Origin of the sequence: Streptomyces sp. NPDC059874 (genome assembly GCF_042731135.1) — a bacterium.
Taxonomy (GTDB): Bacteria; Actinomycetota; Actinomycetes; order Streptomycetales; family Streptomycetaceae; genus Streptomyces.
In genome coordinates, this window is sequence record NZ_JBHWJY010000081.1 from 1 (window position 1) to 21,402 (window position 21,402).

Genomic DNA, 21,402 nt, shown 5'->3' on the forward strand with positions numbered 1-21,402 from the left:
CGGGTGTGCGTCGGGGCGTCCCCGCAGGGCGTCGAACGCAACCACCCTCGGCCCTCCGACCCCTGGAAACGTTCGACGCCCGAGGAGACGCCCCGGCGCGCGGCCGGCCCCGGCGGACCGAACGCCTCGGAGCGCGGGGGCGGGCCGCTGCGCGGAGCCTTCCCCCACCCCGCCCCTTCCCGAAACTGGGGCTCCGCCCCAGACCCCGCGCCTCAAACGCCGGCGAGGCTGGATGGGTGCGGCTCGAACGCCGGCGAGGCTGGGTGGGTGCGGCTCGAACGCCGGCGAGGCTGGATGGGTGCGCCCGGCGCTGGAAAGCCGGGCACTGGAAATCGGACCAGCCAAGGCCAGGGCCGCACGGCGCAGCCAGGCGGCCGACCAGCCAAAGCCACAGCCACAGCCACGGCCGCACCGCACCGCACAGCCACCCGGACGACCAGCCGAAGCCAGGGCCGCGGCGCAGCCGTCCGGGGGGCGACACGCCTCGACACGCCCGGCCACGTCCTACCCGCGGCGGTATGGTCCGGCGCGTGCCGTACCTCGCCTCGCGCCGGAACCTGCTCGCCGCGGCCGCCATGGTCGCCGTCACGGCCGCCGGGGCCGGCTCCGCCGCCGTCGGCGCCCACCGCTCCCCCGAGGGGCCCCGGCCCCCGGGACGCCGCCCCGACCGGGCTCGGCTGCGCCGCCTCCTCGGGGACATGACCCTGGCCGAGAAGGTCGGCCAGCTCTTCGTCTCCCGCGCGTACGGCCACTCGGCCACCGACCCCGACCCCGCGGACGCCGAACAGAACCAGGCCCTCTTCGGCGTCCGCACCGCCGCCGAGTTGGTCTCCCGCTACCACCTCGGCGGGGTCATCTACTTCGCCTGGGCCCACAACACCCGTACCCCGCGGCAGATCGCCGAGCTTTCGGCCGGCCTCCAGCGGGCCGCACTGACCACCGGCCCCCGGATCCCGCTGCTGCTGTCCACCGACCAGGAGCACGGCATCATCGCCCGCATCGGCAAGCCCGCGACGCTCCTGCCGGGAGCGATGGCCCTCGGCGCGGCCGGCTCCACCGCCGACGCCGAGCGGGCGGCCCGCATCGCCGGCGCCGAACTCGCCGCGATGGGCATCCGCCAGGACTACGCCCCGGTGGCCGACGTCAACGTGAACCCGGCCAACCCGGTCATCGGCGTACGCTCCTTCGGCTCCGACCCGGAGGCCGTGGCGGCCATGGTCGCCGCCCAGGTCCGCGGCTACCAGGGCGCGGGCGTCGCCGCCACCGCGAAGCACTTCCCGGGTCACGGGGACACCGAAACGGACAGCCACGTGGGCCTGCCGGTGATGCGGCACACCCGCGCGCAGTGGGAGGAGCTGGACGAGCCGCCCTTCCGCTCGGCCGTACAGGCAGGCGTGGACGCGATCATGACGGCCCACATCGTCTTCCCCGCCCTCGACCCGTCGGGCGATCCGGCGACCCTCTCCCGCCCGATCGTCACCGGCATCCTGCGCGAACGCCTCGGTTTCCGGGGGGTGGTGGTGACCGACGCCCTCGACATGGCCGGGGTCCGCCAGAAGTACGCGGACGAACGCGTCCCGGTGCTGGCCCTGCTGGCGGGTTGCGACCAGCTGCTGAACCCGCCGGACCTGGGGCTCGCGCACCGCAGCGTGCTGGCGGCCGTGGAGCGGGGTGAGTTGACGGAGGCCCGCATCGACGAGTCGGTGCTCCGCATCCTGGAACTGAAGGCCCTCAGAGGCCTCTTCGACCAGCCGCTCACCTCCGCCGCACTGGTGGACGCCACGGTCGGCATCCCCGAGCACCTCACCACCGCCGACGAGATCGCGGCCGGTACGACGACCCTCCTCGCGAATCCGGAAGGGCTGCTGCCGTTCGACGCGAGCGAGGCTCCCCGCCTGCTGGTCACCGGCACGGACCCGGCGTCCCCCTCGGGCACGACCGGACCCCCGACGGCCGTTCTGGCGCGGGAGCTCACCGCCCTGGGCTGCCGGGCGACGGCCGCGCCGCCCGCCCGCGCGGTGGCCGCCGCGGCCGGGCAGGAGGCGGTGCTCGTGTGCACGTACAACGTCCCGGAGGGGGACAGCGCGCAGCGGACCCTGATCGCGGACCTCCTGGCCACGAACGTGCCGGTGGTCCTGCTGGCGGTCCGCAATCCGTACGACCCGGCCCGGCTGCCGGCGTGCGCGGCGGAACTGGCTACGTACTCCTGGACGGACGTGGAGATGCGGGCGGCGGCCCGGGTGCTCACCGGGGCGGCGCGGCCTTCCGGCCACCTCCCGGTCCCGGTGCCGGGCCGCTACCCGCTGGGCCACGGGCTGACGTACTAGGCGTACCACGCCCACCAGGGCGTCAGCCCGTGGCCCACAGGACGGTGCTACCGCCGCAGCTGCTGCTCGCGCGGCTCGGGCTGGTCGAGCACCGGGTCCGGCGCCGCCAGGGCGCCCAGCGACGGCGCGTTCCCCTCGGCGGAGAGCGAGGCGGCCGGAGCCACTCCGGCCCACTGGAGGATCTTCTCGGTGGCCAGCGTCCGCTCGCCGTCCAGGAGCCCGGCGACCTTCGCGCCGTGGTTGGCGCCCGGCGCGGTCATCACGTAGCTGTCGCGGGCCCCGTACCCGAGGCGGAACGGCTCGGCGCCCCACGGGTCGTTCTGCCCGTACACGAACAGCATCTGGTTCGCGTTGTTGCGCACCCAGGTGTCCACGTCCCGCATGGCCTGCGGCTGGAAGGTCATCGGGATGTCGCGGGGCACGAAGTTCCGCGGCGGCTGGTAGCCGTAGCGGCTCAGGCCGTCCAGGTGCGACTGCTTGATGTCCGGGGAGCCGAGCTGCGTGCCCGCCTGGTAGTAGTACGGCGTGTACGTCTCCAGGCCCTGGTCGGCGTAGGCCGAGAAGCCGGAGATCGCATCGATCGTGTCCCAGATCTCCTGGTCGCTCGCGGTCGCGGCGGTGGGGATCGTGGCGCAGTCGGCGAGCAGGCTGTACTGCCAGAACGCCCACACGTAGTCGAGTACGACGGCCTCGTAGGCCTTGTCGAGGTTGCCGACGGTGGTGAAGGTCCAGCCGTTCTCGGCGGCGGCGACCGCGTACTTGGCCTCCAGCGGCTCACGGCGGACGAGGGCCTCGCGCTGCACGGCGTTCAGCTTGTCGCGGCACTCCTTGGTGCCGACCTTGGCGAAGAACCGGTCGTAGGCCGAGTCCTCCTTGTTGACGACGTCGTTGGGCGCGACGTACGCGACGACACCGTCCATGTCGCGCGGGTAGAAGCGCTCGTAGTACGTCGCCGTCATGCCGCCCTTGCTGCCGCCCGTGGCCAGCCAGTTCTTCTTGTAGATCTTCTTCAGGGCGGTGAAGAGGCGGTGCTGGTCGCTGGCGGCCTGCCAGATGTTCAGGTTGTCCCAGTTGGCCGGGTCGGGCCGGGACGGCGTGAAGAATCGATACTCCAGCGACACCTGGTTGCCGTCGACGATGGTCGTCGGCTCACTGCGGCGCGGGCTGGTGTTGACGTTGTAGCCGGAGGTGAAGAAGACCGACGGCCGCGACACGTCCTTGTGCAGCAGGGTCAGGCGCTGCTTGAAGGTGCCCTTCCACGGCTGCCGGTGGTCGACCGGCTGCTCGTAGTTCAGCACGAAGAATCGGTAGCCGGGGTACGGCTTCTCCTCTATCAGGCTCATTCCGGGAATGCCGAGGATCTGGTCCTTGATGTCCGCGGCGGCGGCCGGCTCCGCGGCTGTGGCCGCTTGTGCCGTGGAGCCGGCCGCGCCCATGGTGCCGATCAGCACCACGAGCGACAGCAGCCATCCGAGCGTCTTGCGCATTCACCCTCCCCTTGAGTTCACTTCGGTCGCCGTGAACCTAGCGGGGTCAACACACCGCTGACCAGACCTTGTTGGGTCGGACCGTCAGCACAGGATCCAGCCGGAGTCGGCCGCTCCGGCTCCCACGCCGCCCTTCACGTACACACAGCGGTTGATCGCGCCGACGGTGACGGGCCCGGCGTACCGGGTGAACCGTCCCGCATCGCGCACCGGGGCTCCGCCCCGCGGCTGAATGCTCACCGCCATCCGGCGCCGCTCGCCCGGGACCCGCGGCACGGTCAACACGCAGGCCTGCGTACGGCTCTTGTACACGCGCACCTCGCCCGCCTCGAACGGCAGCGTCCGCACGAGCCGGCCCCCGCACCGCCCGGACTCGGCCTGGGCCGCGTGCGCGGCCGCCCCCGTGAACAGCCCCCCGACACAGAGCCACAGCGCCGCCGTGAACACCCCGAGGGGCGCGACCCAACGCCCGCGCCCCCACCACCCCTTCAACACCCTGTCCCCCATCAGTCGTACGTACAACGTGCGTACGCACGTACGACTCCCGGACCCCCCGGAAGGTTGCGGTGAGCAAGGACCCCGGCTCGGCCCGCGGGCGCCGGCCCTACCTCGTAAGAGTGCATCCACAACTTCCCAGCGGGAGAACGGGAGTTCGCGATCCAGTCGCACATTACGCTAGGTGACCATCCGTACGCCTGCCGTAGCCGTGAAAGGCCCGTGAAATGACGAACGACCTGCTCGACCGCAAGCTGGACCGCGCCTTCACGCACCTCGACGCCGACGAGAGCGGGGTCATCGACGCCGACGACATCTTCGCCCTCGGTTCCCGGCTGCTGTCGGCCCTCGCGGAGCCGCCCACCTCGCCGAAGGCGATGCTGGTGATGGGCGGGCTGGCCGACTTCTGGCAGGACCTGTTCACCGAGCTGGACATGGACCGGGACGGCAAGGTCACCCCCGAGGAGTACAAGCAGGGCATGACCCGCCTGTACGCGCAGGGCGGGCCCGCCTACGACCGTTCGTTCCGCCCGATGCTGCAGGCCATCCTCACGATCGTCGACACCGACGGCGACGGCCGCATCAGCCCGGAGGAGTTCCACAAGGCGCAGGAGGCCTTCGACACACGGCTGGACCCCGCCGACACCGAGGCGCTCTTCCGGCGCATCGACGCCGACGGGGACGGCACCCTGACCGTGGACGAACTCCTCGACGCCCTCCGCGACTACTACACGGGCACCGACGAGGACGCCCCGGGCAACCTGCTCTTCGGCGAACTCTGATCCGTCGGGCGATCAGGCCGCGGCGCGCTCGTCCTCCCCGACGAACGTGCGCCACAGATCGGCGTACCGGCCGCCGCGCGCCAGGAGTTCGGTGTGGCTGCCGTCCTCCACGACCCGGCCGCGGTCCATGACCACCACCCGGTCGGCGCGGGCCGCGGTGGTCAGCCGGTGCGCCACCACCAGGGTGGTGCGCTTGCCGGCGAGGCGGTCGGTGGCCTGGTTGACCTGGGCTTCGGTGGCCAGGTCGAGGGCGGCGGTGGCCTCGTCGAGCAGCAGCACGTCCGGGTCGACGAGTTCGGCCCGGGCCAGCGCGATCAGCTGGCGCTGCCCTGCGGAGAGGTTGCGGCCGCGCTCGGCGACGGTGTGCAGGTAGCCGCCGTCCAGGGTGGCGATCATGTCGTGGGCGCCGACCGCGCGGGCGGCGGCCTCCACCTCGGCGTCGCTCGCCTCGGGCCGCCCGTAGGCGATGGCGTCGCGGACCGTCCCCGGGAAGAGGTACGACTCCTGGGGGACGACGCCGAGCCGGTGGCGGTACGCCGTCAGGTCGAGCTCCCGCAGGTCGGCGCCGTCGGCGGTGACCCGGCCCGAGGTGGGGTCGTAGAACCGTGCCACCATCTTGACCAGCGTGGACTTGCCGGCCCCGGTCTCGCCGACGAAGGCGACGGTCTGCCCGGCGGGTATCCGCAGGCTGATTCCGGCCAGCGCCTCCCCCTTCTCACCGCGTTCCTCGGCCGTCCCGTACTGGAAGCGGACGTCCTCGAAGGCGATCTCCCCGCGCAGCTCCGACACCTGCCGGGGCTCTTCGGGGCGCGGGGTGGTGGTGGGCTCGCGCAGCAGCTGCTGGATGCGGCCGAGGGAGACGGTGGCCTGCTGGTAGCCGTCGAAGACCTGGGAGAGCTGCTGGACCGGGGCGAAGAACAGGTCGATGTAGAGCAGGTAGGCGACCAGTGCGCCGGTGGTCAGCGTGCCGGCCTCCACCCGGCCGGCGCCGACGATCAGTACGGCCGCCGCCGCGCCGGAGGACAGCAGCTGGACGAAGGGGAAGTAGACCGATATCAGCCACTGCCCGCGGACCCGGGCCTGGCGGTACGAGTCGCTGCGCTCGGCGAAGCGGTCGGCGCCCGCGTACTCGCGGCGGAAGGCCTGGACGATGCGCAGCCCGGAGACGGACTCCTGGAGGTCGGCGTTGACGAGGCTGACCCGGTCGCGGGCGAGCTCGTAGGCGGCGACCGACTTCCGGCGGAACACGATCGTGCCGATCACCAGGACCGGCAGGGTGGCGAAGACGATCAGCGCCAGCTCGACGTCGAGGACGAGCAGGGCGACCAGGATGCCGAAGAAGGTGAAGACGGAGACGACGGCGGTGACGAGCCCGGTCTGCAGGAAGCTGGACAGGGAGTCCACGTCGGTGGTCATCCGGGTCATGATCTTGCCGGTCAGCTCGCGCTCGTAGTAGTCGAGCCCGAGGCGCTGGAGCTGGGCGAAGATCTTGACGCGGAGCGCGTACAGCACGCGCTCGCCGGTACGGCCGGTCATCCGGGTCTCGGCGAACTGCGCGGCCCACTGCGCGACGACGACGGCGAGCGCGAGGCCCGCGGCCACCCAGACGGCGCCGAGGGCGGCCTGTTCCACACCCTGGTCGATGCCGTGCCGGATCAGGATCGGCAGCAGCAGCCCGGCGCCCGCGTCGAGGGCGACGAGGCCGAGGCTGATGGCGAGCGGCGCCCAGAAGCCGCGGAGCAGGCGGCGCAGGCCGTAGCTCTCCTCGGCGGCCGCGGCGCGGGTCTCGTCCACCTCGGGGCGGTCGTCGGCGGGCGGCAGCGCGGCCACCTGCGCGAGCAGCTCGGGGGTGGCCGGCATCCCGGCGACGGCGCCGGCCATCGAATGTCCGGCCCCGGGGGCCCCGCTCCCGGCGGCGGGCGCCTTGACGTCGGGCGCCTTGGAGTCGGTCCCCTTCGCGTCGGCTCCCTTGGCGTCGGCTCCCTTGGCGTCCTCCTGCCGTCGCCACAGCTCGGGGGTCACTCCGTCCACGACCCGGCGCTTGGCGTTGACCGGCTCGGAGTCGATCTCGGCTTCGAGCTCCAGGTCCCGCTCGCGCTTCAGGTCCCGCTCGAACTCGGCCATCGCGGGAGCGTCCGGGGTGCGCGGGGAGGCGGCGCCGAGGGCGTCGGGGTCGGTGAGCAGCCGCCGGTACAGCGCGGACCTGCGCTCCAGCTCCTCGTGCGTGCCGATGTCGGCGAGCCGCCCGTGCTCCAGTACGGCGATGCGGTCGGCCAGCGCCAGCGTGGAGCGGCGGTGGGCGATCAGCAGGGTGGTGCGGCCGGCCATGACGCCGCGCAGGGCCTCGTGTATCTCGTGCTCGACGCGGGCGTCGACGGCGGAGGTGGCGTCGTCGAGGAGCAGCAGCCGGGGGTCGGTGAGGATCGCGCGGGCCAGCGCGATCCGCTGCCGCTGACCGCCGGAGAGGGTGAGCCCCTGCTCGCCGACCTTGGTGTCGTACCCGGCGGGCAGGGCCTCGATGAACCCTTCGGCCTGCGCGGCCCGTGCCGCGGCGCGGATCTGCTCCTCACCGGCCTCCGGATGCCCGTAGGCGATGTTCGCCCGGATGGTGTCGGAGAACAGGAACGATTCCTCGGGCACCAGCCCGATCGCCCCGCGCAGGGAGGCGTAGGTCAGCTCGCGCACGTCGTGGCCGCCGACGCGGACGGCGCCGCGGTCGGCGTCGTAGAAGCGCGGCAGCAGCAGCGAAACGGTGGACTTCCCGCTCCCCGAGGCCCCCACGACCGCGACGGTCTCCCCCTCCACCACCGACAGCGAGAACCCGTCGAGAACGGGCCGCTCGGGGTCGTACCCGAACCGCACGTCCTCGAACTCCACGGTGGCGGCGGCGTCCGCGGGCAGCTCGCGCGCACCCTCCCGGATCACCGGTTCCGTGTCGATGAGCTCGAACACCCGCTCCACGCCGGCGCGGGCCTGCTGCCCCACGGTCAGCACCATGGCGAGCATCCGGACGGGCCCCACGAGCTGGGCGAGGTAGGTGGAGAAGGCCACGAAGGTACCCAGCGTGACCTGCCCGTTGGTGGCCATCCAGCCGCCGAGGGCCAGCATCGCGACCTGCCCGAGGGCGGGTACGGCCTGGAGGGCGGGGGTGTAGCGCGAGTTCAGCCGGATGGACCGCATCCGCCCGGCGAAGAGCCTGCGGCCGGCCTCGCGCAGCTTGCCGGTCTCCTGCTCCTCCTGCCCGAAGCCCTTGACCACCCGTACGCCGGTCACGGCTCCGTCGACCACGGTCGCGACGGCCGCGGCCTGGCTCTGGGCGTACCACGTCGCCGGGAAGAGCTTCTTGCGGCTCCGCTTGGCGATGAACCAGAGCGCGGGCGCCATGAGCAGCGCCACGAGGGTCAGCAGCGGGGACAGCGCCAGCATGATGCCGAGGGATATCCCGAAGAGCAGGAAGTTCCCGATGGTCATGGGCAGCATGAAGAGCAGCCCCTGGATCAGCTGCAGGTCACTGGTCGCCCGCCCGACGACCTGTCCGGTGGACAGCTCGTCCTGCCGCCGCCCGTCGAGGCGCGCGATGGTGTCGTACATGTCGGTACGCAGATCGTGCTGCACGTCGAGGGCGAGCCGGCCGCCGTAGTACCGACGTACGTAGGTCAGCACGTAGACGAGCACGGCCGCGCCGACGAGCATCCCGGCCCAGGGCCCCATGGGCTTGCTCCGGTCACCGATGACGTCGTCGATGATCACCTTGGTGACGAGGGGCACGAGGGCCATGACGGCCATACCGGCCAGCGACGACCCGAGCGCGAGCAGCACGTTGAGCTTGTAGCGCCACGTATAGGCGGCCAGTCGCCTGCCCCAGCCCTGTTTGTCCCCAGCCGCTGTCTCTGCCGCCGCCACGTGGGCCTCCCCGTTCGTCCTGTCCTGCCGGAAGCGCCAACGCCCCGACCGGCGGATTTCATCCCGCCGCAACAATCGAACGGTTCTGCGCACCGCTCCGCAAATCCGTGGCGGCACCTCGTCACCACGCGTTTGACTTCACGGGCTCCGGGGGATCGCGGGCCCATGTCACCCAGACCCCGTTCCCCCCGACAGCAGCGGGCCCTGCGCCGCAAACGCCGCCGCGACCGCATCCGCGCCGGCCGCCCCCGCCCCGAGCACCACCCGGCGGGCCTGCTCGTGGCCGCGCTGGTACTGCTCCCCCCCGTGGGGCATCGCGGCCGTACTCGACTGCGACTGGCCGAAGACCCGCCGGCGGTGGGCGGCGGGCCTGTCGGCGCTGTGGATGGCGGGGCTGACCGCCGGGGCCGAGTTCCTCTAGCGTGGTGGGGGTGAAGAGCGACGCGAGCGATGTGGACGGCTACCTGGCGGAGGTCCCCGAGGGCCGCAGGGAAGCCCTGACCCGGCTGCGGGGGCTGTGCCGGGCGGAGCTGAAGGGCTTCGAGGAGGTCATGGCGTACGGGATGCCGGTCTACGAACGGGACGGCGTCGGCGAGATCGCGTTCGCGAGCCAGAAGCAGTACATCTCCTTCTACCTCCTGCGCACCGAGGTCCGCGACGCCCTCGCCGAGGCCTTGGCCGGCCACGACATGGGCAAGGGCTGCCTGCGCTTCCGCAAGCCGGAGTCGATCGACTTCGACCTCCTGCGGGACCTCCTGCGCGCGACGGCGGCGGCGAAGCCGGGCCCGGCCTGCTGACGGGCCCGCCCCGGCTCACGGGCTGGGCAGCGGCTTCACCACGGGGGGCTTGTCCAGGGGCTTGTTCTCGCAGCCGAGGGCCTCGGTGACACGGCGGGCCATGAGGTAGGTGAGGGTCATCTGCCGGTCCTTACCCGACTGGTCCACACCGGGCCCGGCAGGCATGAACGAGAAATAGGCTTCCGCCGAGAACCACACGTTCCGCGACTGCGCTCCGAGTTCACCAGGCATGTCGCACTGGACGAGCAGCGTGGAGTCGGACCCGCTAGTGACACCGCGCGCGCCGTTCAGTTCGTAGGACACGCCACTGGACGGGGGCCCGGGAAGTTCCCGAGGGGACCAGCCGAAGGAGAAGGTCGCAGTGACGGTTCGGTCCTGGTCCTCCACCCCGTAGCGGCATGCGGCGTTGAAGTACGAATTCTTCCCTGGTCGCATGCTCGGCAACGCCCGTTTCACCTTGTCCACCAGCTCGCTCGTGGACTTGTAGGCCTTCGTCTCGAAGTCCTCGGTAGCGAGGATCTCCCGGATGAGCGCATCTTCCTCCGAGGAAGCGCTGATCCCGCACGGGTTCACAGCCTCCGCTTCGGAGCCGCCCGAGGTGCACGCGGCCAGCATCAGCACACAGACGAATGCAGCCGTCGAGCGTCCGAGAATCTTGAGCGCGTCAGGGCCTGAGGTGTGCACGAGCAGCCTCCCGTCCGGAGGTGTACGCCTCGCCCGCCTCGTTCTTGGCGTGCTTGAACGCGGGATCCTCGTCGATCTTCCGCTCGCCTCCCCATGCGTCGAGCAAGCGATTGGTCCCCTCCACGCCCGCCCCGTAGTTCCTGCTGGAGTCCTGCTTGCTCTGGTCCTCGGCCGCATCCTTGATGTCCTTCACCCACTCGTACTTGAGGGAGTCGATCAACGAGCCTCCGACCGTGCCCGCCACCGGAATCTCACCGATGAGCCCGTTGGCGACGGCAGCCGAGTGCTCGGACGTGCCCTCCGCCCACTCCACCCGGTCGTCTTCCTTGTCCTTGTAGACGTCGGCCCCGATGCCGTTGAGGGCGCCGGTCGCCGCGCCGATGCCGTGAGCACGGTTGTCCCAGTCCGCGCTCACCCCGTGTAGGTCGCCCTTGTAGGGGGCGGCGGTCGCGAGCTGCTCCGCCGAGTACGCGCGCTCCGCCTCGACCATCAAGGCGAACGCCGGGCCGTCGTCCGCGATGCCGCGCATCACGCGGACCAGGCTGCCCTGGCCAACCGCGATCTGGGCCTTGTCGCCCGAACCGTGGATCGAGTCGCTGCCGTTGATGCCGCCCAGGGCGGACTCCTGGCCGCCGAGGATGACGTGGGTGTCCGCCACGTAGTCGACCAGCGCCTTCGCCATCGGCTGCTGCAAGCCCTGCAGGTCCTCCGGGAACTCGTCGCCGCCCATCTCGTCGTCGAGGAGACGGATCGCGTTGTGCATCACCCGCGCCTGGCCCTCGGTGTGCGGCCCGGGCGGGCCGAGCTTCTCGCCGTCCGTGTGGCCCGTGGCCGCCGCCTGGATGGCCGCGCCGAGGCCCGCCGTCTTGTCCCCGTGCATCTCCATCGGGGGGCCGACGGCGGTCGAGATCCAGGGGTCCGGCATGTCGCGGTCGTTGAGCATGTACTTCAGGTGCTCGTTCTTGTTGCCGGGCGCTTCCGGGTCGAGGAAGTACGTCGCCGACTCCGGGTCCTTGGCCATGATGCCGAGCAGGCCGTCCAGCGGGTCTGAGACCAGGTTCGGGCGCTGGGAGTCGTAGGCGTGGTCGTACATGTGCGGTTTCGACTTCTCGGCCGCGATCATGCCGTCGCCGATGTCGTTCAGGAACTGCTTGCCGTAGCCGCCGCCGTTGCCCATGAGGGTGACCAGCGCCTGGTAGCCGTACGTGGGCCGCAGGCCCTTGGCGACCAGCTCCTTGCCCTGCTCGTTGAGCCCATTCACGAAGGGCTTGTAGGCGTAGCTGTCCGGGTCCTTCGTGCCCGAGGCGATCGTGTTCGCGAGGCCCGTGTTGATCGACTCGTAGAGCTTCTTGTCGGCGGCCGACGCACCGCGGTCGTTGGACGCCAGGTTCATCTGGTCGGCCAGGTGCAGGGTGTCCTTCGCGCCCATCGCGTGCAGGTACGCCTCGCTGAAGTGCTTGTCCCCCGAGTTCTGCTTGAGGAGCTCGTCGTAGTGCTTCAGCTCCTCCGGAGAGGCGTCGCCCGAGCGGATCTTCGACGTGAGGGCCAGCGCTTCCACGGCCTCGACGTCGTTGACGGGCTTGGAGTTGAAGCCGAACATCGCCGTGCCGTCCGCGCCCGACGCGTTCAGCAGAGCGACCTTGACGTCCGCGTCGAATTCCGTGACCGCCTTGACCGCGTCGGCGATCCGGCTCGTCCAGGACTGCTCGACGTTCCGGAGGTCGGGGTCGTGGCGCACCGCGTTCGCCGTGGCCGGGTCGGCCTTGCTGTAGTCGTAGCTCGCGATGCCGGCGTCCGAGACCTTCATGCCCGCCTTGACGGCGTCCTCGACGGCGGAGGTCACCCGGCCCTTGAGCTCCGTGAAGCGGCCGTGCGCGTCGCGGAGCAGGGACTCCATGGCCAGCGCCTCGGTCTGGGCCGCGTCGAACTCGCCCCGGGTCATCGAGGAGTTGGTGCTCGCCGTCTGCGCGCTGCTGCCCAGCCAGCCGTTCCCGGCGGAGACGCTCTGGACTTCCTTCTCGTAGACGTCCTCCATGGTCTTGAACTGCGTCGCCATGGACTTCCAGCCCTCGGCGGCCGTCGTCAGCGCGGAGAGGTCCGTCTGCATGATCTCGTGATAGCTCGGCACGTCCGTCTCCCCCTAGAGTCCCGACACCTTGGACGACTGCACCGGCTGGAAGGTCCGTCCCGTCAGCTGGTCCTGTCCGGTGAACAGGTTCGAGGCCCCGCGCAGGGCCGTCTTCTCCGAGTCGAGCCGCGCCATCAGCCGCTTGACCTGGTCGTCCCAATGCGTGTGCGCCTTCGACAGGCCCACCGCCGTCTCCCAGCCGTTGAAGGCCTTGACGGCGCCCTGCGTCGGCTCGTCCGCGGCGTCGGCGGCCTTCTTCGTGCCGGGCTGCAGGACGTTCTCGATGGTGTTGGCGGCCTTCTTCTTCTCCGGAGGAGCAGTCGCCAGCACTCCCTGACCGCCGCCCTGGTCGGCGGGGAGCTGGTTCAGCCGCATCTGCGGCGACGGGTCACCGGTTGGGGCTGTGACCTGCTTCTGCTGGGCCCACTCCTGCTCGAACGACACCGTTCCCCCTCGGACTCCGCCCCGGATCTGATCACAGCCACCCTAACGAGCCGCCCGCGCGGCCCCTAACCGTGCGTCGGGGCGAACATCTTGAGGGTGGTGGGGAGGACGAGGACCGAGGGGCCGGGAGTGGCGAGGGCCTTCTTCAGGTCGTCCTTGAGGGTTTCCGGGCTCGTCGTGGCCGCCGGGACGCCGAAGGACTCCGCCAGGGCGACGAAGTCGGGGCGGGTGAGTTCCGTGGCCGTGGCGCTGCCGAAGGAATCCGTCATGTACTCGCGCAGGATGCCGTAGCCGCCGTCGTCCACGATCAGCCAGGTGACGTCCAGGTCGTGCTGGCGGGCGGTGGCCAGTTCGGCGATCGAGTACATCGCTCCACCGTCGCCCGAGACCGCCAGGACCGGGGTGTCCGGCTCCGCGAGGGCCGCGCCGAGTGCCGCCGGGAAGGCGTAGCCGAGGCCGCCCGCGCCCTGGGCCGAGTGCATGGTGTTGGGGTGCTTCGCGTCGAAGGCCGACCAGGCCCAGTACGCCAGGATCGTCATGTCCCAGAAGGACGGGGAACGGGCCGGGAGCGCCGCCCGGATCGAGGTCAGGAGCTGCTGCTCCAGGGCCACGTCCTGGGCGGACAGGCGGGTCGCGATGTCGGCGAGGAGCGACCGGACCCGCTCGGGGGCGTCGGGGTCCTCGCGCACGGGCACCGTTTCGAGGAGGGCCTGGAGGGCGAGCCGGGCGTCCGCGTGGATGCCGAGCGCGGGGTGGTTGGACTCCAGCTTGCCGAGGTCGGCCTCGATCTGGACGACCCGGCCCGTGGGGAAGAACGTGTGGTAGTTCGAGGAGAGTTCGCCCAGACCCGAGCCGACGACCAACAGGACGTCCGCGTCTTCCAGGAAGTCCGTCATGTGGCGGTCCTCCAGCCAGGACTGGAGGGACAGCGGGTGCGTCCAAGGGAAGGCACCCTTGCCGCCGAAGGTGGTGACGACGGGCGCGTTCAGGCGTTCCGCGAGCTGCTTGAGCTTGCCGGACGCGTCGGCCCGGACGACACCGCCGCCGGCGATGATCACCGGGCGGGAGGCCTCCGACAGCCAGTGGGCGGCCAGTGCGGTGAGCTCCGGGCGGGGGGCGAGTTCGTGCGGGGTCGCGTCCGTGCCCGTGACCTGGGGGATGAACGTCTCGGCGCGCAGGACGTCCTCCGGGATCTCCACCCAGACGGGCCCGTGGGGGGCCGTGAGGGCCGATTCCCAGGCCTCCGTGATCACCGAGGGGATCTGGGAGGGGGTGCGGGCGGTGTGGACCGACTTCACCACCCCGCGGAACGAGGCCGCCTGGTCCCGCAGCTCGTGCAGGTGGCCGCGCCGCCCGCCGCCCAGGCCGGGCGTCGGCACCTGGGAGGAGATGGCCAGGACGGGGGCCGAGGCGGCCGCCGCCTCGGCGAGGGCCGGCAGGGCCATGAGCGCGCCCGGGCCGGTCGAGAGCAGCAGCGGGACCGCCTCGCCCGTGAGGCGGCCGTACGCGTCCGCGGCGAAGGCCGCGTTGTTCTCCGTGCGGAGCCCGATGAGGCGGAGGTCGGAGCGGCCGACCGCGTCGAAGAGGCCGAGGGCGTGCTGCCCCGGCAGTCCGAACACGGTGGTCGCGCCGAGGGAACGCAACGATTCCACGACCAGGTCCCCGCCCGTCCGGCCCGGCGGCGGCGCCAGGGCGGCGGCCGTCTGGGCCTCGGTGGGACGGAGAACCAGGTCGTGGTCGTGCGTCACGTGCTTGCGTGCCCTTCGTGATGCGCTGCTTGCTTCGCCTTCGCCGCCGCGCTGTGCTTATCGGCGCTGCGTGGCCGCAGCGACTTGACGGCTCATGATCGTGGTGAGCTCGTACGCGGTGTGCGAGGCCGCGACCGAGGTGATCTCGGCGTGATCGTACGCCGGGGCCACCTCGACCACGTCGGCGGAAACGAGGTTGCAGGAGGACAGGCCCCGGATGATCTCCAGCAGCTCGCGGGAGGTCATGCCGCCCGCCTCCGGGGTGCCGGTGCCGGGCGCGTGGGCCGGGTCGAGCACGTCGATGTCGATGGAGATGTAGAGGGGGCGGTCGCCGATGCGCTGGCGCAGCTGGTCGGCGACCTCGTCGGCGCCGCGGCGGTAGACGTCGGCGGAGGTGACGATGCCGAAGCCCATCTTGGCGTCGTCGTCGAGGTCCTGCTTGCCGTACAGCGGGCCGCGGGTACCGACGTGGGAGAGCGCCTCGGTGTCGAGGATGCCCTCCTCGACGGCGCGGCGGAACGGGGTGCCGTGGGTGTACTCGGCGCCGAAGTACGTGTCCCAGGTGTCCAGGTGCGCGTCGAAGTGGAGGAGCGCGACCGGGCCGTGCTTCTTCGCGACGGAGCGCAGCAGGGGCAGGGCGATGGTGTGGTCGCCGCCCAGGGTCATCAGGCGGGAGCCGTTGCCGAGGAGCTCGTCGGCGGCGGCCTCGACCGTCTCGACGGCCTCGTTGATGTTGAAGGGGTTCACGGCGATGTCGCCGGCGTCCGCGACCTGCGCGAGGGCGAAGGGGGAGGCGTCCTGGGCCGGGTTGTACGGGCGCAGGAGGCGCGAGGCCTCGCGGATCGCGTTGCCGCCGAAGCGGGCGCCGGGGCGGTAGGAGACGCCCGAGTCGAAGGGCACGCCGACGACGGCGACGTCGGCGGAACCGACCTCGTCGAGGCGGGGCAGCCGGGCGAAGGTCGCGGGGCCCGCGTAGCGCGGGATGCGGGAGGAGTCGACGGGGCCGCGCGGCTGCGTGCTCATGAGGGGTGCCCTTCCGGAGGTCCTGGTCGTGCTGGTGCGGTCCTTCGAGCGTAAGCGGACACGCGCGGGGCGCGCAGTGTACGTTTTATCCACTGATCGCCATCGACATGTACGGAGTATCCATGCGGCCGTCTTCCCGTGATGCGCGGCCCACGCCGCCGACCGAGCCTGTGCGGCTGGCCGCGCTGCTCGGCGCGGACGAGCTGGGGCTGCGGCTGCTCGCGGGCGGCGGTGTCGGCGAGGTGGACGTGCACGGGGTGCACGCTTCGGAGATGGCGGACCCGTCCCCCTACCTCCTGGGCGGCGAACTCCTCCTGACGGCGGGCGCGGGCCTCGCGGGCGCGGGCCGGGCCGGGGGGGCCGTGGACGCCGGGCAGGCCGGGGCGGTCGAGTCGGTCGAGGAGGCCGGGGCGGTCGAGGAGGCCAGGGAGTACGTGCGGCGGCTCGTGCGGGCCGGGGTGGCTGCGCTCGGGTTCGGGGTGACGCCAGTGCACGAGGTCGTCCCGCAGGCCCTCGTCGAAGCCTGCGACCAGTACGGGCTGCCGCTGCTGGAGGTCCCGCCGCGCACCCCGTTCACGGCGGTCGCCCGCGCCGTCTGGCGGCTGATGGCGCAGGCTCGTACGCGCGAGCTGCGCCGGGTGACCGAGGCCCAGCAGTCCCTGGCGGCGGCCGCCGCCCGACCCGATCCGATCCCTGCCGTACTGACCCGCCTGGCGGGAACCCTCGGGGGCTGGGCGGCCCTGCTGACCCCGAGCCCAGAGGCCCCGACCGCCGACGCCGCCGAGGACCGGTTCCGACGGGGACGGGTGGGTGCCGGGGCGTCCCCGCAGGACGCCGAACACACCCCCGCCCGGCCCTCCGACCCCTCGCCACGTTCGGCGCCCGAGGAGACGCCCCGGCGCCCGGCCGGCCCCGGCGGAACCACCCCGACCCCGCCCGCCCCCGCGCGACCCGAGGCGGCCGCCCCGGCGGAATCCCGACCCGCGCCCACCCCGGAGCCCCGGGCGGAGACCCCCCGGAACGCCGAGCGGCAACCCACCGCGGACCGGGACCCCCGCCCGAAAGCGTGGCCGCCCGCCGCCGGCCCAGCCCCCGCCGATGAGGTCCTGGCCGCCGTCGGGGCGCTCGCGCGGCGGGTCGCGCACGGGGGTGTGGCCACGGCCACCGACACCCTCGCCGGCACGCACCTCGCCGCCTACGCCGTCGGCGGCGGTCGCGTGCTGGCCCTGGCCACCCCGGCCCGCTCCCCCGGCGACCACACCATCGCCTCCGTCGCGGCCGTGCTGCTCAGCCTGCTCACCGCGAGCCGCCCGGCCGGGACCGAAGCGGCCGCGCTCACCCGGCTGCTGCTCGACGGCGACCCGGCCGCGGCCCTCGCCCCCGGGCCCTGGTACGCGGTGCACGCCCGCGGCGCCGGCGACCCGCACGCCCTGGCGGCCGCACTGGGCACCGTACTGCTGGACGCGCGCGGGGACGACGTACGCCTGCTCACCGACCGGGAGCCCGGGCCGCAGCCCGGCTGGCGGCTGGGGGTGAGCGCCGCGGCCGCGCCCGCAGGCCTGGCGGCCGCCGACGCGCAGGCCGGGCGCGCCCTGGAGCGCGCCGAGGCGGCCCGTACCGCGCTGGCCCGACACCGGGACCCCGGCTTCGCGGGCCTGGTCGGCGAGGCCGAGGCCCGCGCCCACGCCGAGGCCCTGCTCGCCCCCCTCTCCCCCGTCCTGCGGGACACCCTGCGCGCCTGGCTGACCCACCACGGCAGCTGGGACCGCACCGCCACCGCTCTCGGCGTCCACCGCAACACCGTCCGCCAGCGCATCGCCCGTACGGCCGTGCTCCTCGGACGGGACCCGGACGACGTGGACGTCCGCATGGAGCTGTGGTTCGCGCTCCGCCACGACGAACCGGGCGCGCCCCACCCGGAGTGACGGGTACGGAGAGCACAGGGGGCACGGCCGACATGAGCAACCACCCGCCGACTCGCCGACGGTGTCACCTCCACCGTCACGATCCGTACGCCGTACGCCGCATCCTGCGCATGACTCCTCCCCCCGCGTGACATGGCTTCAGTCGCCGACGCGGCCCAACCCCACGTCGCGCACCCGTCTCGCCTCCATCGAAACGGAGATTTCATGCGACGCGTCCTCGCGACCGCACTCCTCACGCTCCTCGCCAGTGCCGCCGGCACGGTGACCGCCACCGCTCAAGGCGAACACTTCATCGGCGACATCGTCTGCACCACGTCTCTGACCTCGGGACTCCAGTGCAGCGGCAAGGCAGCCGGCCTGGGCAACCGCCCCAGCCAAGCCTTCCTCGCGGCAGATTCCGTCGTGGCCGAGTACGCGTGCAAGAACCCGGCCGGCAACGTCGCTCCCGGCCAGCGCACCAGGTTCAACCGCGTGACGGGCCCGTCACAGACCATCCAGCCGAGCTCGGGTCAGATCACCTTCACCAACGTGACCCTCGCCATTCCGTCGACGCCTCCCGCACAGAGGGTGTGCCCCAACCGGAACTGGACCGCCACCCTGGTCAAGGTCACTTACGAAGACGTCGTTCTGACCATCGAGCAGAGAGGCACGGATCCGCTGACCGCCGAACTCGGCACCATCGTGATCCCGCCCGAGACCACGCTGAGGTTCTGACGGCAGGAGCCCGGCGCGAAGGCAGGACCTCTTGGGCTGCTCGCGGGTGCGACCCCACCCGCGGCACCGGGAGGCCCTGCCTTCTCCGCCGACGCCGGGCGCGTACCGGCCTCGCCACCTCGCGGGACGGGCTCGATCACTGCGAGGATGCTCTGATGGCCTCCTCCTCCCGCCCGGATTCCGCCCCGGACTCCCTCCAGGAACAGCGACTGCGCGGCATCGCCGCCAATCCGGCCGCGCCGCCGGACGTACTGCTCCGCCTCCTCGACCCGGCCGCGCGCGCGGCGTGGACGACCCTCTGCGAGGAGCGCGACCTGCCCCCGAAAGTCGTCGAGGCGGTGCTCGCCCACCCCGAGCACACGGTCCGACGGGCCTTCGCCCGCAATCCCCACGCCGACCCCGCCCAGCGCGGCCGGCTCGTCCACGACCCCGACGGCCGGGTGCGCGGCACGCTCGCCGGGGGCCCGCGCAGGACCCACCACAGGATCCGGCCACTGCCCGACGAGGTCCTGGAAACCCTGCTGACCGCGGTGGACAGACCGGGGAACAACGACTGGCTCACCGCCGGCGAGATCGCCCAGGAGCTGGAGTCCTCCCGGCAGATACCGCTCTCCTTCCGCCTCCGGCTGCCCGAGCACCCGCACCCCGTACTCCGCGCCCGCGGGACCGACCAGTGGAAACACCTCACACCCGGACAGCGCGAGGCCCTCCTCTCGGACCCGGATCCCGGCGTGCGCGAGGCCGCGGCCCGGGCGCACCGGTACCTCGACCCCGAGGCCATGGAGGCCGACCTGCCGGAACAGGACTGCCACGCCAGGGCGGTCCTGCTCACCAACTACCCCGTGACCCGGGCCGTGGTCGAGGCCTGCCTCGCAGCGGGCCGCAACCACTGGGGCCTGGCCCACAACCCCCACACGCCCGCCGACGCCGTCGCACGGCTCGCCCGCGACCCCGATCCCGAGGTCCGCAACCGCGTGGCGACCCGCGCCGACCTCACCCCCGCCCTCCTCGCGGAGCTGGCCGAGGACCCGGACGAGACGGTGCGTTCGCGGGCCCGGATCCAGCCGCTGCCCCGCACCTGGGCCCAGTGCCGCGCCATCGACGCCGTCATCGACTGGGACACCGCGTACCCGGATCCGGAGCTGGACGCCGACTGGTACGCCGCCTGCGCCCGCTCCGAGCACCCGGTCCTGCGCCGGCTGGCCGCCATGAACCCGCGGCTGCCGCGGGAGCTGGTGGAGCCGCTCACCGCGGACCCCGATCCGGACGTGCGGCACGCGCTGGCCCTCCACCACCCCCTCGCGCCGCCCGCGCTCGTGCTCGACGCCTTCCTCTCCCGCCCCCGGGAGCGCCCGTACCTCCTGACGCTGCCGGACCTGCCCCGTACCGGGCTCGGGCACCTGCTCGGCCACGAGGATCCGGAGGTCCGCGCGCTGGCCGCCGCCGACGTCGCGCTGGACGAGCCGCCCGTACGGCTCCTCTCCGATCCCGAGGCCCTCGTACGCCGGGCAGCCGCCGCCAACCCCCTGCTGCCCCTCGCCGTACTCCTGCCGCTCCTGGAGGACCCCGAGCACGCCGAGGGCGCGGCGGCCAACCCGGGCCTGCCTGCCGCCCGCCTCCACGAGCTGCTGGATCTGCTCGGCGTGCCGGGCTGATTCCCAGTGGCGTACGGCACTCTGGACAGCAAGGACAACTCGCCGGTAACTTAATCTGAGCAAGCGCTTAGGCATAAGCGGCGGACCGCCGCGACCGAAGGGAGCCGGCTGTGCGCCGTACCGTTTTCAACGAGGACCACGAGGCGTTCCGCGAGACCATCCGCGCCTTCATCGAGGCCGAGGTCGTCCCCGTCTACGACGAGTGGTTCGCCGCCGGCCAGGCGCCGCGCGACTTCTACTACAAGCTCGGCGAGCTGGGCGTCTTCGGGATCAACGTCCCCGAGGAGTTCGGCGGCGCGGGCCTGGACACCCACAAGTTCGAGGCCGTCCTCTACGAAGAGACCTCCCGCGCGGGCGTGAACTTCGGCGGCTCCGGCGTGCACGTGCTGCTCGCCCTGCCCTACATCAAGATGCTCGCCACCATCGAGCAGAAGAAGCGCTACCTCGAGAAGTTCGTCACCGGCGAGGAGATGTGGGCCCTCGCGATGACCGAGCCGGGCACCGGCTCCGACGTCGCGGGCATGAAGACCACCGCCAAGCTCTCCGAGGACGGCACGCACTACGTCCTCAACGGCGCCAAGACCTTCATCACCGGTGGCGTCCACGCCGACCGCGTGATCGTCTGCGCCCGCACCTCCGCCCCGACGGCCGAGGACCGCCGCTTCGGCATCTCCCTCTTCGCCGTGGACACCAAGTCCGAGGGCTACTCCATCGGCCGCAAGCTGGACAAGCTCGGCCTGCGTACCTCCGACACCGCCGAGCTGGCGTTCGTCGACGTGAAGGTGCCGGTCGAGGACCTGCTCGGCGAGGAGAACAAGGGCTTCTACTACCTCGGCGCCAACCTGCCGTCCGAGCGCTGGGGCATCGCCTTCGGCGCGTACGCGCAGGCCAAGGCCGCCATCCGGTTCGCCCAGCAGTACGTGACGGAGCGCACCGTCTTCGGCAAGCCGGTCGCGCACTTCCAGAACACCAAGTTCGAACTGGCCGCCTGCCAGGCCGAGGTGGACGCCGCCGAGGCCGTCGCCGACCGCGCCCTGGAGGCCCTGGACGCCGGTGAGCTGACCGCCGCCGAGGCCGCGTCCGCGAAGCTGTTCTGCACCGAGGTCGCGCACCGCGTGATCGACAAGTGCCTCCAGCTGCACGGCGGTTACGGCTACATGAACGAGTACCCGATCGCCCGCCTGTACGCCGACAACCGCGTGAACCGCATCTACGGCGGCACCAGCGAGGTCATGAAGTCCATCATCGCCAAGTCCATGGGCCTGTAAGTCCGAAATCCGTCAAGGCACT

At 72.3% G+C, this 21,402-nt stretch carries 15 protein-coding genes; 7 read left to right on the forward strand and 8 right to left on the reverse strand.

Translation table 11 applies throughout. From position 1 onward, the window contains the following. Positions 1 to 518: 518 nt before the first annotated feature. Positions 519 to 2,327, forward strand: a complete 1,809-nt coding sequence (locus ACFV9H_RS33110) for a glycoside hydrolase family 3 protein (RefSeq protein ID WP_385405639.1) — start codon at positions 519 to 521, stop codon at positions 2,325 to 2,327. 47 nt (positions 2,328 to 2,374) lie between these two features. Here the strand turns inward: ACFV9H_RS33110 and ACFV9H_RS33115 are convergent, their stop codons facing one another. Both ACFV9H_RS33115 and ACFV9H_RS33120 read right to left on the reverse strand, forming a co-directional pair. After that, a complete protein-coding gene (locus tag ACFV9H_RS33115; protein WP_385405641.1) occupies positions 2,375 to 3,814 on the reverse strand; it encodes a S28 family serine protease in 1,440 nt (479 codons plus the stop codon). Between the two features lie 84 nt (positions 3,815 to 3,898). Beyond that, entirely contained in the window at positions 3,899 to 4,321 is a 423-nt protein-coding gene (locus ACFV9H_RS33120) for a hypothetical protein (protein ID WP_385405643.1), read from the reverse strand. A 215-nt stretch (positions 4,322 to 4,536) separates the two neighbouring features. Between ACFV9H_RS33120 and ACFV9H_RS33125 the strand changes: the two genes are divergently transcribed. Further along, positions 4,537 to 5,091 carry an EF-hand domain-containing protein gene (locus tag ACFV9H_RS33125; RefSeq protein WP_385405645.1) on the forward strand — a complete coding sequence of 185 codons (555 nt, stop codon included), beginning with the start codon at positions 4,537 to 4,539 and terminating at the stop codon, positions 5,089 to 5,091. A 12-nt stretch (positions 5,092 to 5,103) separates the two neighbouring features. On the opposite strand, the gene ACFV9H_RS33130 is transcribed toward ACFV9H_RS33125, so the two are convergent. Beyond that, positions 5,104 to 8,994, reverse strand: a complete 3,891-nt coding sequence (locus ACFV9H_RS33130; protein WP_385405647.1) for an ABC transporter ATP-binding protein — start codon at positions 8,992 to 8,994, stop codon at positions 5,104 to 5,106. Between the two features lie 431 nt (positions 8,995 to 9,425). Between ACFV9H_RS33130 and ACFV9H_RS33135 the strand changes: the two genes are divergently transcribed. Continuing rightward, entirely contained in the window at positions 9,426 to 9,791 is a 366-nt protein-coding gene (locus tag ACFV9H_RS33135; protein WP_385405649.1) for an iron chaperone, read from the forward strand. 15 nt (positions 9,792 to 9,806) lie between these two features. Here ACFV9H_RS33135 and ACFV9H_RS33140 read toward each other — a convergent pair whose 3' ends face one another. From ACFV9H_RS33140 to speB, 5 genes are all read right to left on the reverse strand, one after another. Next, positions 9,807 to 10,475, reverse strand: a complete 669-nt coding sequence (locus ACFV9H_RS33140; protein WP_385405652.1) for a hypothetical protein — start codon at positions 10,473 to 10,475, stop codon at positions 9,807 to 9,809. Further along, the gene (locus ACFV9H_RS33145; RefSeq protein ID WP_385405655.1) at positions 10,456 to 12,603 is read right to left on the reverse strand and encodes a hypothetical protein; all 2,148 of its coding nucleotides are present in this window, start codon (positions 12,601 to 12,603) and stop codon (positions 10,456 to 10,458) included. Before ACFV9H_RS33145 ends, ACFV9H_RS33140 begins: the two co-directional genes overlap by 20 nt. 12 nt (positions 12,604 to 12,615) lie before the next feature. Further along, positions 12,616 to 13,047 (reverse strand): hypothetical protein, encoded by a 432-nt coding sequence (locus tag ACFV9H_RS33150; RefSeq protein WP_385405657.1) that lies wholly within the window; start codon positions 13,045 to 13,047, stop codon positions 12,616 to 12,618. A 65-nt stretch (positions 13,048 to 13,112) separates the two neighbouring features. Then, on the reverse strand, positions 13,113 to 14,795 hold the full coding sequence (locus ACFV9H_RS33155) for a thiamine pyrophosphate-binding protein (protein ID WP_385405660.1): 1,683 nt from the start codon (positions 14,793 to 14,795) through the stop codon (positions 13,113 to 13,115). 57 nt (positions 14,796 to 14,852) lie between these two features. Continuing rightward, positions 14,853 to 15,818, reverse strand: coding sequence for an agmatinase (gene speB, locus ACFV9H_RS33160; RefSeq protein WP_385405662.1), 966 nt, complete (start codon positions 15,816 to 15,818; stop codon positions 14,853 to 14,855). Positions 15,819 to 15,940: 122 nt separating this feature from the next. Here speB and ACFV9H_RS33165 point away from each other — a divergent pair, with 122 nt between their 5' ends. The 4 genes from ACFV9H_RS33165 (at position 15,941) to ACFV9H_RS33180 (ending at position 21,380) form a co-directional block, all read left to right on the forward strand. Further along, positions 15,941 to 17,743, forward strand: a complete 1,803-nt coding sequence (locus ACFV9H_RS33165) for a PucR family transcriptional regulator ligand-binding domain-containing protein (protein WP_385405665.1) — start codon at positions 15,941 to 15,943, stop codon at positions 17,741 to 17,743. Positions 17,744 to 17,947: 204 nt separating this feature from the next. Further along, positions 17,948 to 18,457: a hypothetical protein gene (locus tag ACFV9H_RS33170; RefSeq protein WP_385405668.1), complete on the forward strand. Its 510-nt coding sequence runs from the start codon at positions 17,948 to 17,950 to the stop codon at positions 18,455 to 18,457. Positions 18,458 to 18,612: 155 nt separating this feature from the next. Further along, the gene (locus ACFV9H_RS33175) at positions 18,613 to 20,112 is read left to right on the forward strand and encodes a hypothetical protein (RefSeq protein ID WP_385405670.1); all 1,500 of its coding nucleotides are present in this window, start codon (positions 18,613 to 18,615) and stop codon (positions 20,110 to 20,112) included. Positions 20,113 to 20,222: 110 nt separating this feature from the next. Beyond that, the gene (locus tag ACFV9H_RS33180) at positions 20,223 to 21,380 is read left to right on the forward strand and encodes an acyl-CoA dehydrogenase family protein (RefSeq protein ID WP_385405672.1); all 1,158 of its coding nucleotides are present in this window, start codon (positions 20,223 to 20,225) and stop codon (positions 21,378 to 21,380) included. Positions 21,381 to 21,402: the final 22 nt, after the last annotated feature.

Excerpts from the sequence above, each read along its gene's own strand:
- ACFV9H_RS33175 (WP_385405670.1), top strand. The coding sequence starts at position 18,613 with ATGGCCTCCTCCTCCCGCCCGGATTCCGCCCCGGACTCCCTCCAGGAA.
- ACFV9H_RS33115 (WP_385405641.1), bottom strand. The coding sequence starts at position 3,814 with ATGCGCAAGACGCTCGGATGGCTGCTGTCGCTCGTGGTGCTGATCGGC.
- ACFV9H_RS33125 (WP_385405645.1), top strand. The coding sequence starts at position 4,537 with ATGACGAACGACCTGCTCGACCGCAAGCTGGACCGCGCCTTCACGCAC.
- ACFV9H_RS33170 (WP_385405668.1), top strand. The coding sequence starts at position 17,948 with ATGCGACGCGTCCTCGCGACCGCACTCCTCACGCTCCTCGCCAGTGCC.
- speB (WP_385405662.1), bottom strand. The coding sequence starts at position 15,818 with ATGAGCACGCAGCCGCGCGGCCCCGTCGACTCCTCCCGCATCCCGCGC.
- ACFV9H_RS33110 (WP_385405639.1), top strand. The coding sequence starts at position 519 with ATGGTCCGGCGCGTGCCGTACCTCGCCTCGCGCCGGAACCTGCTCGCC.
- ACFV9H_RS33120 (WP_385405643.1), bottom strand. The coding sequence starts at position 4,321 with ATGGGGGACAGGGTGTTGAAGGGGTGGTGGGGGCGCGGGCGTTGGGTC.
- ACFV9H_RS33165 (WP_385405665.1), top strand. The coding sequence starts at position 15,941 with ATGCGGCCGTCTTCCCGTGATGCGCGGCCCACGCCGCCGACCGAGCCT.